Origin of the sequence: Gallaecimonas pentaromativorans (genome assembly GCF_003751625.1) — a bacterium.
GTDB lineage: Bacteria > Pseudomonadota > Gammaproteobacteria > Enterobacterales > Gallaecimonadaceae > Gallaecimonas > Gallaecimonas pentaromativorans.
This window is the reverse complement of the sequence record NZ_RJUL01000001.1, coordinates 554,348-566,592: the sequence shown is the minus strand read 5'-3', so window position 1 is coordinate 566,592 and position 12,245 is coordinate 554,348. Positions and strand designations below refer to the sequence as shown.

General features: G+C 61.6%; 9 protein-coding genes. All 9 read left to right on the top strand.

Annotation, left to right across the window (positions count from 1 at the left end; genetic code table 11):
- The first annotated feature begins 95 nt into the window (after window positions 1–95).
- The 9 genes from EDC28_RS02615 (at window position 96) to EDC28_RS02570 (ending at window position 12,240) form a co-directional block, all read left to right on the top strand.
- Window positions 96–1,139 carry a rod shape-determining protein gene (locus tag EDC28_RS02615; RefSeq protein ID WP_050659049.1) on the top strand — a complete coding sequence of 348 codons (1,044 nt, stop codon included), beginning with the start codon at window positions 96–98 and terminating at the stop codon, window positions 1,137–1,139.
- Between the two features lie 35 nt (window positions 1,140–1,174).
- On the top strand, window positions 1,175–2,071 hold the full coding sequence (gene mreC, locus EDC28_RS02610) for a rod shape-determining protein MreC (RefSeq protein WP_123420546.1): 897 nt from the start codon (window positions 1,175–1,177) through the stop codon (window positions 2,069–2,071).
- Window positions 2,068–2,538: a rod shape-determining protein MreD gene (gene mreD / locus EDC28_RS02605; protein WP_050659051.1), complete on the top strand. Its 471-nt coding sequence runs from the start codon at window positions 2,068–2,070 to the stop codon at window positions 2,536–2,538. The genes mreC and mreD overlap by 4 nt, the downstream gene beginning before the upstream one ends.
- A 2-nt stretch (window positions 2,539–2,540) precedes the next feature.
- Window positions 2,541–3,122, top strand: coding sequence for a Maf family protein (locus tag EDC28_RS02600; RefSeq protein WP_123420545.1), 582 nt, complete (start codon window positions 2,541–2,543; stop codon window positions 3,120–3,122).
- Entirely contained in the window at window positions 3,119–4,588 is a 1,470-nt protein-coding gene (gene rng, locus EDC28_RS02595) for a ribonuclease G (protein ID WP_050659053.1), read from the top strand. The genes EDC28_RS02600 and rng overlap by 4 nt, the downstream gene beginning before the upstream one ends.
- Complete coding sequence (locus EDC28_RS02590; RefSeq protein WP_123420544.1) at window positions 4,588–8,448, top strand: YhdP family protein; 3,861 nt, start codon at window positions 4,588–4,590, stop codon at window positions 8,446–8,448. Before rng ends, EDC28_RS02590 begins: the two co-directional genes overlap by 1 nt.
- The gene (locus EDC28_RS02585) at window positions 8,445–9,275 is read left to right on the top strand and encodes a carbon-nitrogen hydrolase family protein (RefSeq protein ID WP_123420543.1); all 831 of its coding nucleotides are present in this window, start codon (window positions 8,445–8,447) and stop codon (window positions 9,273–9,275) included. The genes EDC28_RS02590 and EDC28_RS02585 overlap by 4 nt, the downstream gene beginning before the upstream one ends.
- Window positions 9,275–10,723: a metalloprotease TldD gene (tldD, locus tag EDC28_RS02580; protein WP_050659056.1), complete on the top strand. Its 1,449-nt coding sequence runs from the start codon at window positions 9,275–9,277 to the stop codon at window positions 10,721–10,723. Before EDC28_RS02585 ends, tldD begins: the two co-directional genes overlap by 1 nt.
- A gap of 287 nt (window positions 10,724–11,010) precedes the next feature.
- Complete coding sequence (locus tag EDC28_RS02570; RefSeq protein ID WP_123420542.1) at window positions 11,011–12,240, top strand: efflux RND transporter periplasmic adaptor subunit; 1,230 nt, start codon at window positions 11,011–11,013, stop codon at window positions 12,238–12,240.
- Window positions 12,241–12,245 lie beyond the last annotated feature (5 nt).

Here is a 12,245-nt window from a genome sequence, read left to right as displayed (position 1 = left end):
GTGGCGCCGCCTTGCTTGTGGATAAACAAGGCGGTTGGTAAAGTTAGCCGATTAACAAAGCATCCGTTTGCGCAAAGACAGGATCGGCCTTCCTCATGTTCAAAAAACTCCGTGGTCTCTTTTCCAACGATCTTTCCATCGATCTCGGTACCGCCAACACTCTGATTTACGTTCGTGACAAAGGCATTGTCCTCAACGAGCCCTCCGTGGTCGCCATTCGCCAGGAGCGCGCCGGTGGCCCCAAGTCTGTTGCCGCAGTGGGTCATGCCGCCAAGCAAATGCTGGGCCGTACACCGGGTAACATCAAGGCTATTCGCCCCATGAAAGACGGCGTGATCGCCGATTTCTACGTCACCGAGAAGATGCTGCAGCACTTCATCAAACAGGTGCACGAGAACAATTTCTTAAAGCCCAGCCCTCGGGTGCTGGTCTGTGTGCCGGTAGGGGCCACCCAGGTGGAACGCCGCGCCATCCGCGAATCGGCCATGAGCGCCGGTGCCCGCGAAGTCTTTTTGATTGAAGAGCCCATGGCTGCCGCCATCGGCGCCGGCCTGCCGGTCAGCGAAGCCACCGGCTCCATGGTGGTAGACATCGGTGGCGGTACCACCGAAGTGGCGGTTATCTCCCTGAATGGCGTGGTGTACAGCTCTTCCGTGCGTATCGGTGGTGACCGTTTCGACGAAGCCATCATCAACTACGTGCGCCGCAACTACGGCTCGCTGATTGGTGAAGCTACCGCCGAGCGCATCAAGCACGAGATTGGCGCGGCCTATCCGGGCGACGAAATGGTGGAAATCGAAGTGCGTGGCCGCAACTTGGCCGAAGGGGTACCGCGCAGCTTTACCCTCAACACCAACGAGATCCTCGAAGCCCTGCAAGAGCCGCTGACCGGCATTGTCAGCGCGGTGATGGTGGCGCTGGAGCAGTGCCCGCCGGAGCTGGCCTCTGACATTTCCGAGCGCGGCATGGTGCTCACCGGCGGTGGCGCACTGTTGAAAGACTTGGATCGCCTACTGATGGAAGAAACCGGCATTCCGGTGGTGGTCGCGGACGACCCGCTCACCTGTGTGGCCCGCGGTGGCGGTAAGGCCTTGGAGATGATCGATCTCCACGGCGGCGATATCTTCAGCGAAGAATAATGAACCAGGGCGCCTAAGGGCGCCCCTTCTTGCTTATGAAGCCAATTTTTTCGAGAGGCCCTTCGCTGCAGTGGCGGTTGCTGCTGTTGGTGGTGGTGTCCTTTGTGATTATTTTTCTCGACCACTGGCAACATCGTTTCGATGCGGCCCGTTTCTACTTGAATTCGCTGGTGACCCCCGTTCAGTACCTGGCGGACGGCCCGTCGCGGCTGCTGCGCTGGGGCTCTGAAGAGCTCACCAGCCGCAGCCACCTCAAGGAAGAAAACGCCGCCCTCAAGGAACAATTGCTGGAAACCTCCGAGCGCCTGCAGCATCTGGCTTTTTTGGAGCAGGAGAACAACCAGTTGCGCTCCTTGCTTGGCTCCCAGCCCCGCACCGACGCCCGCAAACTGGTGGCCGAGGTAATGACGGTGGACTCGGACCCCTTCAGCCTGCAGATCATGATCAACCGTGGCCGCAGCGACGGCGTCTATGAAGGCCAGCCGGTCTTGGACGCCCAGGGCCTGATTGGCCAGGTGGTGAGTGTCGGGCCCAGCTCGGCCCGGGTGCTGCTCATTACCGACGCCACCCACGCGGTGCCGGTGCGGGTAGCCCGCAACGGTATTCGCGCCATCGCCGCCGGTACCGGCCAGTTGGACGAGCTGAGCCTGAGCCATGTGCCGCACCGCTCCGACATCAAAGTGGGCGACTTGCTGCTCTCTTCCGGCCTTGGCGGCCGCTTCCCCGAAGGCTACCCGGTGGCCAAGGTCACCTCGGTGTTCTCGGACGAAGGCAAACCCTTTGCCCGGGTGCTGGCCCAGCCCCTGGCCCAGCTTGACCGCATTCGCTACCTGCTGCTGATTTGGCCCGGCCAGGCAGAGCCGGCGCCGGTTGCGGCGCCGCCAAGCGCTCCGGTTGCCGATGCCGCCAAGCCTGAGGGAGACCAGCCATGAGCAGTCTGGTGATTGCCTTGTCGTTGCTGGTGGCCATGGTGATGGCCATCTTGCCGCTGCCGCTGGGTATCGACGCCTTTCGCCCCGACTGGGTGCTGCTGGTGATTTTTTACTGGACCCTGGCGCTGCCCCACCGGGTGAGCGTGGGTATCGCCTGGCTGTGCGGCATGATGATCGACATCATGCTCGGCTCCACCCTTGGAGTACATGCTCTGGCCCTGACCCTGGTGACCTACGTGGCCACCATGAACTTTCAGCGGGTGCGCAATTTTCCGGTCTGGCAACAGGCCGGGGTGGTGGTGATTCTGGTGGCAGCCAAGCTGCTGCTGGTGTTCTGGGTTGAGCACCTCACCAACGACGTGGTGATCACCGGCCGCTACTTCTGGCCGGCCCTGACCAGCGCCGCCATGTGGTTCTGGTTGTTCCCGCTGCTGCGCCGTCTGCGTCGCCGCTTCAGGATCCGCTGACCATGGCGGCCCCGGCGCTTTACCTGGCCTCGTCGTCGCCGCGGCGGCGCCAGCTGCTGGCTTTGCTGGATCTGCCCTTCGAGGTGCTGGCGGTGGATGTGGATGAGTCGGCGATGCCCGGCGAGTCGCCCCTGGCGCTGGTGGAACGGCTGGCCCGGGCCAAGGCCGAAGCCGGCGCGGCGCTGGCGCCTCAGCTTTTGCCGGTACTGGGCTCCGACACGGTTGGGGAACTGGACGGACAATTGCTGGTCAAGCCTGTAGACGAGCAAGACGCGGCGCGCATGATGCGGGCCATGTCGGGGCGCAGCCATTTTATCCACACCGCCATCGCCTTTTCTGACGGCCGCCGCACCCTCTCCCACGTGGTGACCAGCGCCGTGACCTTCAAGCCCCTTAGCGACCCAGAAATCGCCGCCTACTGGCAAAGCGGCGAGCCGGCCGACAAGGCCGGTGGTTATGGCATCCAAGGCCGGGGTGGGCGTTTTGTCAGCCATTTGTCTGGCAGTTATTTTGCCGTGGTAGGCTTACCGCTAATGGAGACAGAGCGACTGCTCAACCAGTTTCTGGGCAAGGAGACCAAATGAGTGCCGAGCTGCTGATCAACACTACGCCCTCCGAAACCCGGGTGGCCCTGGTGGAAACGGGCATTTTGCAGGAACTGCATATCGAACGGGCGGCCAAACGCGGCCTGGTGGGCAACATCTACAAGGGCCGGGTTAGCCGGGTATTGCCGGGCATGCAGGCCGCCTTTGTGGACATTGGCCTGGATAAAGCCGCCTTCCTGCACGCCTCCGACATCATCCCTCCCGGCAGCGGCCTGGACGAAGAAGACCTGCGCCCCTTTCAGACCGGCGATATCGCCCGGCTGGTACACGAGGGCCAGGACATCGTGGTGCAGGTGGTCAAAGACCCCCTTGGCACCAAAGGGGCGCGCCTTACCACCGACATCACCTTGCCGTCCCGCTATCTGGTGTTTATGCCTGGCGCCACCCATGTGGGGGTGTCCCAGCGCATCGAGAACGAAGAAGAGCGGGCCCGCCTTAAAGATCTGGTGGAGCCGTTTTGTGAGGGCGCTGGCGGCTTTATCGTCCGCACCGCCGCCGAAGGGGTAGGGGAGCGGGAATTTAAAGAAGACGCCGCCTTTTTGCGCCGCCTCTGGAAGAAAATCGAGGAGCGCCGCGCCCGCCACACCACCCGCAGCATGCTCTATGAAGAGCTGAGCCTGGCCCACCGCATTTTGCGCGACTTTGTCGGTACCGATTTGGACCGCATCCGGGTCGACTCCAAGCTCACCTTCGAGAGCCTGATGACCTTCTGCGAGGAATTTGTCCCCGAACTTTGCAAAGTTTTGGAGTATTACTCTGGGGAGCGGCCCATCTTCGATTTGTTCGATGTGGAAAACGAAGTGCAGCGGGCGCTGGACCGCAAGGTAGAGCTCAAATCCGGTGGCTACCTCATCATCGACCAGACCGAGGCCATGACCACCATCGACATCAACACCGGTGCCTTTGTGGGCCGGCGCAACCTGGAAGAGACCATCTTCAACACCAACGTTGAGGCAACCCAGGCCATCGCCCGCCAGCTGCGGCTGCGTAATCTCGGCGGCATCATCATCATCGACTTTATCGACATGCTCGATGAAGACCACCGCCGCCGGGTGCTGCAAAGCCTGGAGCACGCCCTGCTCAAAGACCGCGCCAAGACCTCGGTCAACGGTTTTTCGGCCCTGGGCTTGGTGGAGATGACCCGCAAACGCACCCGCGAGAGCCTCGAGCACATCCTCTGCGGCGAGTGCCCGGCCTGCCATGGCCGTGGCCGGGTGAAGACGGTGGAGACGGTCTGTTTCGAGATCCTTCGGGAGATCCTGCGGGTGCACCGGGCTTATGATGCCGACAAGTTCGTGGTCTATGCCTCGCCCCAGGTGGCCGAAGCCCTCACCGACGACGAATCCCACGCCCTGGCCGAGCTGGAAGTCTTTATGGGCAAGCAGGTGAAAATCCAGGGCGAGCCGTTGTATAACCAGGATCAGTTCGACGTGGTGATGATGTAGTGGCCGCAGTGCAGGCGGTGTTGGGCTGGCTGGCCCGCAAGTTGTGGTTGTTGCTGGCAATATTGTTGCTGGTGGCGGCCCTGCTTGTATCCGGCGCCCGGCTGCTGGTGCACCGCCTGGACGACGTGCGCCCCTGGCTGGTGGAACAAGCCAACAGCCGCATGGGCCTGCATCTGGCCATTGGCGAAGCCAAAGGCGACTGGCAGGGCCTGGGCCCCAGCTTTACCTTCAATGACCTGACCCTGACCGACGACAGCGGCGACCTCGACCTCAAGGTGAAGACCCTGTCGGTGGGGCTGCGCTTTTGGGCAAGCCTCTTTACCATGGAGCCAAAACTGGCGTTTTTGAACGCCGACGGCCTGAACCTCAAACTCAAGCGCTGGCCCAAGAATGATGATGCCAGCCAGAGCGCCATCAACCGCCACCAGCTTGAAGCGCTGTTTCTCAAGCAACTGACCCAGGCCAGCCTCACCCACTCGCAACTGGAACTGCCGTCGCGCTATGGCCCGAGGACTGTCGAGATAAGCAAGGTGTCGTGGTTCGGGGGGCGTTATCGCCACCAGGCGGTGGGCTATGCCAGCATCCGCGAATACGGCGAGCAGCAGGTGCGCTTTATCCTCGACCTTTACGGCCTTGAGTCGCGGCTCGAAGATCTCGACGCGCGCCTTTTTGTGGACGCCCAGGACCTGCACCTGGACCCTTGGGTCAACACCTTCCTTGGCGATTACCTCACCGTGCAGCGGGGCACCGTCAACTCCCGGCTGTGGCTGGATTTCGAAAAAGGCCGGGTGGTGGGTGGCCAGATGCTGCTGCGCGACAGCAGCCTGCGCTTTGACCGCCACGACATCAAAGTCGATAGCTGGGTGCTGACCTTCAACGCCACCCAGGGCGGCTGGCAACTGGACAGCCGCCAGGCTGATGTCAGCACCGACGGCAAACCCTGGGATTTAGGCCCCATGCAGTTTCGCCAGCAGGGCCACGACCATCTCCTTTACGCCCGGCAGCTGAACCTGGCGCCGCTGACGCCGCTGCTGAACCTCTGGCGCGGCCTGCCGCCGCCGCTCAAGCACTGGCTGGCGGTGGCCAGGCCCAATGGCAATATCCGTGACCTCTATCTGGCGGCTAACCAAGATTACGTGCTCTCCGGCGATGCCAGTGTCGATTTAAACTGGGACGCCAAGGACGAGCTGCCTGGGGTGAAAGACCTCAAACTCAAGCTGTCCTGGGCGGGTGACAAGGGCCTGGCCCGTTTTAACGACAGTCAGGTCGAGATTGACCCTGGCCCGCATTTTCGTGCGCCCTTTGCCTTGAGTGAGTTAAAGGGCGACCTGTGGCTCCTTAAAGATGAGGGCGGCTGGCAGCTTCGCACCGGCGCCCTGGCGCTGGGCACCGAAGACCTGGCGGTCACTGCCCGGGGCAAAGTGGATTTGGGGGCCGAGCCCGGCATGGCCCTGGCCGCCGAGGTCAGCAAGCTTAACGTGGCCAAGGTGGGGGATTACCTGCCGCTCACCGCCATGCCCCATCAGGTGGCCGACTACTTAAATGGCGCCCTTAAAGGCGGCAAGGCCCAGGGTGTGGTGCTGTGGCAAGGTGCCTTTGGCCACTTCCCCTATGGCGACAACAGCGGCACCTTCCTGGCCGAAGCCCGCATCCACGACCTCGACTTGCTGTTCGACAGCCACTGGCCGGCCCTCCATAGCCCCGATATCACGGCCCGTTTTAACGATGCCGCCATGAACATCTATGCCGACAAGGGCCAGCTGTTGGCGGTGCCGGTAACCAATCTCAGTGCCGACATCCCCAACCTCGGCCATCAGCCGCTGCTTGGCATCCACGCCGACACCCACACCCAGGGCCCCGATGTGGCGGCCTTGATGAACGCCTCGCCGCTGGCCGACTCGGTGGGCGCCGCCCTTGGAAAGCTTGAGGTCAGTGGTGCCCTGGCCGGCAACCTGAGCCTCGCCATTCCCCTCGATGACGCCGAGCAGGTAGAAGCCAAGGGCCAGGTGAACTTTGCCGACAACACAGTGCGGGTGCTGGACGCCTTCAATCTCACCGGCGTCAAGGGCCAGCTCAGTTTTGACAACGACAAGATTGCCGCCACCGGCCTGCAGGCCAAGCTTTATGAGCAGCCGCTGAGCCTCACCCTCAAGGGGGGCGACGACAAGCTTGGCTACAAGGTGGGGCTGGATCTGGGTGGCCGCTTTGACACCACCAAAGTTGCCGCACCCTGGTGGCAACTGACCGGCCAAAGCAGCTGGGCCGGGCGCCTGGACTTGCTGATAAAAGCCAATGATTTTGACTTGAAAATCAATGCCAAGAGCGATCTTAAAGGCATTGCCAGCCCTTATCCCTTCCCGGCCAACAAGGCCGCCGACGAGGCCTGGCCGTTGACGGTCAATGCCAGCGGCGGCGACAGCGGTGTGGTGATCAACCTGGCGCTGGGTAAAAGGGCCATTGCCCGCAGCCTCTTTGCCCGCGGCAAGGTGCAAAACTGGGAACTGGGGGTGGGCTACGCGCCGCTGCCGGACCCGGCGCCCGGCCAGGGCCGCATTGGGGTTGGGGTTTCGGCTATCGACCAGCAGGATTGGATGAAGGTGCTGACCCGCATCCAAGGCGGTGAAGGCGAGGGCCTGCTGCCGCCGCTGACCCAGGTGCAGCTCAACGCCCAGAAGGTGCTGAGTTTTGGCCATACCCTGAACAGCGTCTCGGCCCTTGCTAAGCGCCAAACCGATGCCTGGAAGCTCAGCATCAACAGCAAGGAACTGGACGGCTCGTTGTGGCTGCCAAGCCGCTGGGGCATAGACCCGCTGCTGATTAACCTCGACCGGGTCGACTTGGCCTCCCTTGCCCCGGAAGCCGGGCAAGAGCGAAAGGCGCCAAGCAGCCTCAGCCCCGCCGACATTCCGCCCTTTAAGTTCCATTGCACCAGCTGCACCATCCAAGGGGTGAAACTGGGCGAGCTGACGGCAGAAGGGCGCGGCCAGGGCGACGACCTGCTGCTGCCCGTGATTAAGCAGCAAAGCGCGGGCGGCAGTATTTCCGGCTCCGGCACTTGGCTGGCCAAGGGCAACTACACCGACTTGGATCTGCAACTGGATGTGGACGACATCGGCAAGTACCTCGACAGCATGGGCATGGCATCAAGCCTGCGCGACGCTCCGGCCAAAGGCGAGGTGCAGATGAGCTGGCCGGGCGGCCCCCAGGATTTTGAGCTGGGTAATGTCGATGGCAAGGTCAGTGCCAAGCTGGGCCAGGGCTACGTGGCCGATGTGTCTGACAAAGGCGCCCGGCTGCTCACCGTGTTCAGCTTTGACTCGCTGCGCCGAAAGCTGGCCCTGGATTTTCGGGACCTTTTTGACAAGGGCCTCTATTTTGACAACATCACCGCCTCCGGCGAGCTCAAAAAAGGCGTGCTGCGCTCCAACCAGATCAAGATGGACGGCGTAGTAGGGGACATGAACGCCACCGGCTGGACCGATCTGGTTAACCGCAATCTTGCCTACGACATCAGCTTCAAGCCCAATGTCACCGGCAATCTGCCGGTGCTGGCCGCCTTTGCGGTCACCCCGGTAACCGGGGTGGCGGTGTATGCCCTGACCAAGATTTTTGGCCCGGTGATCGACGTGGTCACCGAAATCCGCTTTAACCTGACTGGCACTATCGACAACCCCCATCTCGAAGAGGTGTCCCGCTCCAAAGGCTCAGTGCCCTTGCCCAAGCCCCCGGACGATGGCAACAATGGCGAGCCCGAAGGCGGTCAGCCGCCGGCGGCAGGCAGTGCCGCTGCCGGCAGCGGCGAAAAGCCTGCTACCCTCGTCAACAGCAATCCCAATCCTCCCCAGGAGCCCCGTTCATGAGTATTGTTACCGCCCTGCAGATGGTGTCTGTGCCCAATGTCGCCGACAACCTGGCCATGGTTGAGCGCCAGCTGGCCGACCTGGCCCGCACCACCCGGCTGGTGGTGTTGCCAGAATGCTTTGCCTATTTCGGCGGCAAGGACCGGGAGCAACTGGGAGTAGCCGAGACCTTTGGCAGCGGCCCCATCCAAGATGCCCTCAAGGCATTGTGTAAAAAATACGGGGTGTGGATGGTGACCGGTACCTTCCCCATCCTCAGTGGTAACCCGGAGCGCTTCGGCGCCGCCTGCCTGGTGATTGACGACCAAGGCCAGGTGCGGGCCCGTTACGACAAGATGCACATGTTTGACGTGCAGGTGGCCGACGCCACCGGCACCTATTTAGAATCAGCCACCACTGTTGGCGGCCCCGGTCCTGCCGTTATCGACACCCCCTTTGGCCGGGTTGGGGTGGCGGTCTGTTATGATGTGCGCTTTGCCGAGCTCTTTGCCTGGTATCGCCAGCAGCAAGTGAATGTACTGGTGCTGCCGGCCGCCTTTACCGCCCGCACCGGCGAAGCCCACTGGGAAGTGCTGTGTCGGGCCCGCGCCATTGAAGGCCAGTGCTACTTGGTGGCCGCCAACCAGGGCGGCGTCCATGCCAATGGCCGCGAGACCTGGGGTCACTCGATGATCGTCGACCCCTGGGGCCAGGTATTGGAAGAGCTGGGACTCGGGGAAGGCAGCATCAGTGCCAGCCTTGACCACAAATTAACCGAGGCGGTACGGGAGCGGATGCCACTGGATACGCATCGCCGCTTTGCCATCGTAGCGCCCAAGGAGTCGTGATGAGCCTTTTCTCTACTGTTGCCGGCAGCCTGCTGGAGCCGGCTGGCCTCGACCAGGCCCGCCTTGAACAAACCCTGGGGCTTATTCACCAGCATCAGGTGGATTATGCCGACTTGTACTTCCAAGGCTCGGCCCATGAGTCCTGGGTGCTGGAAGACGGCATCGTCAAAGACGGCAGCTTTAACATCGAGCGCGGTGTCGGGGTGCGGGCCATCAGCGGCGAGAAAACCGGTTTTGCCTACGCCGAGGATATCGAGCTGGGCTCGTTGAAAGACGCCGCTACCGCCGCCCGCTCCATTGCCGCCAGTGGCGGCAACCAGCAAATCAAGATTGCCACCCCGGTGCAGGCCAAGGGCCTGTACGGCGCCTTTAACCCGCTGGACAGCATCAGCCAGTTGGACAAGCTGGCGCTGCTGCGGGAAGTGGATCTGTTCGCCCGCAAGCTCGACAGCCATGTTACTCAGGTGATCGTGTCCATGGCCGGGGTTTATGAAGAAATTCTGGTGGCAGGTTCTGACGGCACCCTGGCCGCCGATATCCGCCCGCTGGTGCGTTTTAACGTGTCGGTGCTGGTGGAAAAAGACGGCCGCCGCGAACGGGGCGGCAGTGGCGGCGGTGGCCGCTTCGGTTACGACTACTTCCTGCAAAACGACGGCGGCGAAAAACGCGCCCTGGGTTATGCCCGCGAAGCGGTGCGCATGGCGCTCACCAACCTCGACGCTACCCCGGCGCCAGCCGGCCAAATGACGGTGGTGCTGGGTAACGGCTGGCCCGGCGTATTGTTGCACGAAGCGGTTGGCCACGGCCTGGAAGGGGACTTTAACCGCAAGGGCAGCTCCGCCTTTAGTGGCCGAATCGGCCAGCAGGTGGCGGCCAAGGGCGTGACTGTGGTGGACAACGGCGCCATCAAGGACCGCCGCGGCTCTTTGACCATCGACGACGAAGGCACCCCGACCCAGGAAAACATCCTTATCGAGGACGGCATCCTCAAGGGCTACATGCAAGACAAGCACAACGCCCGCCTGATGGGGGTTGCCCCCACCGGCAACGGCCGCCGTGAGTCCTTTGCCCACCTGCCGATGCCGCGCATGACCAACACCTACATGCTGGGCGGCCAGCATGAGCCGGGGGAGATCATCGCCTCGGTAGAGAAGGGCATCTACGCCCCCAACTTCGGTGGCGGCCAGGTGGATATCACCTCCGGCAAATTCGTGTTCTCCGCCTCCGAGGCGTATCTGATTGAGAACGGCAAGGTCACCCGACCCATCCGCGGCGCTACCCTGATTGGCATGGGTCCGGACGTGATGCAGAAGATCTCCATGATAGGTAACGACGCCAAACTCGACCCCGGCGTCGGCGTCTGCGGCAAGGACGGCCAGTCGGTGCCGGTAGGGGTTGGCCAACCGACCCTGAAGATCGACGGCATCACCGTCGGCGGCACCGAGTAATAGGCCCTCTCAACGAAAAAGCCCGGCTGATGCCGGGCTTTTTCTTTTTGATGTCTTGTTCAACGACCTGACCGAACCGCTATGAAGAATGCGGCCTGCATGGCGCCCATCACTGACAGGTGCACCACCCCATCCATTGACCGCTGTTGAAAGGGACAGCTATTTATCAGCCCCGGCGGCAAGGCATTATCCAGAGGATGCGAGGTGTTTCAAAAAACGGCGCCTTGTAATGAAAATGTATAGGTATTAACGTGAATTTTAGTAATAACAGTGGGTTATGAAGTGTAATGGAAATACCCAAGGATGCCCCCTCTCTTAGAAAATGGACTTTGCTTGGCGGTATCGGTGCCGTGTTGGTGCTGGCTGTCGTTGTTGTATCCCTGCGCTCGTCTTTCGGAGCCATCTTCCACGAAAAAAACAATGCCCTGGTTTTTAAAACCGTGGTGCGGGGGGACTTTGTCGAACAAGTCCCGGCTTATGGCACGTTAAAATCCGATGTGCGCCGCAGTGTGGTCAGCAAGGTGTCCGGCACCGTCACCCAGATCATCAAGCTGGCCGGTGAGCCGGTCAAAAAAGACGATGTCATCGTCGTGCTTACCAATCCGCAGCTCAATCAAGAAGTGCGCAAAGCCGAACTGAGCCTCAAAGATGCTGAGGCGGCCTTGCAACAAACCAAGGCGGAAATTGCCGACAATCACCTCGAGCTGCAAAACACCTATGTGATTAACCAGTCCGATGCCAAGGCGCAGTTGGCCCAGCTGACGGCCAGGGAAAAACTGGCCAAGCTCAACATCATCTCCAAGCTGGAGTTGATGCAATACCAGGCCACCTACGACAAAGCCGTGCTGGCCGAGAAGCTGGCCAAAAAGCGCCTCGATGCTGCCGCTTCCGCCGAGCAGGCCAAGCTGGCCTCTGCCGCTATCAAGGCTCAATCGGCCCAGCAGGCGCTGGATAACGCCAAACTCAACGAATCCTACCTTGCTATTCGCCCTGGCCTTAACGGCCGTATTCAGAGCCTGGCCACCAATGTGGAGCTGGGCACCTGGATAGAGCAGGGCACCAGCCTTGGCATCGTGGCCGACCCGGACAGCCTTATCGCCCAGTTACAGGTCAGCACCAGCGACGCCGCCAAGGTCAAGGCCGGCGACAGCGCCCTTATCAATATCAATGGCAGCCAGGTGAGTGCTCTGGTCACTAGGGTCGCCCCCAATGCCAGCAATGGCCAGGTGCAGGTGGATGTGCGCTTTGACGAGCCGCTGCCCGGGGGCGCCCGCTCCGATATGGACGTGCGCGGCACTATTACCACTTACAAGATGCAGGACCAGTTGCTGGTGCCGCGCCCGCCTTATTACCGGGACGGCGACGAGCTGGCCATCTACAAACAAAAGCCCTCGGGAGAGTGGGTATTGGCGAGAGTGCCGGTAAACCGGGCATCGCGAGATTTTTTGAGTGTGAGCAAGGGGTTTGCAGTGGGTGACAAGGTCGTCATGAACAACCCCAAAGACTGGCAACCTTAAGGACA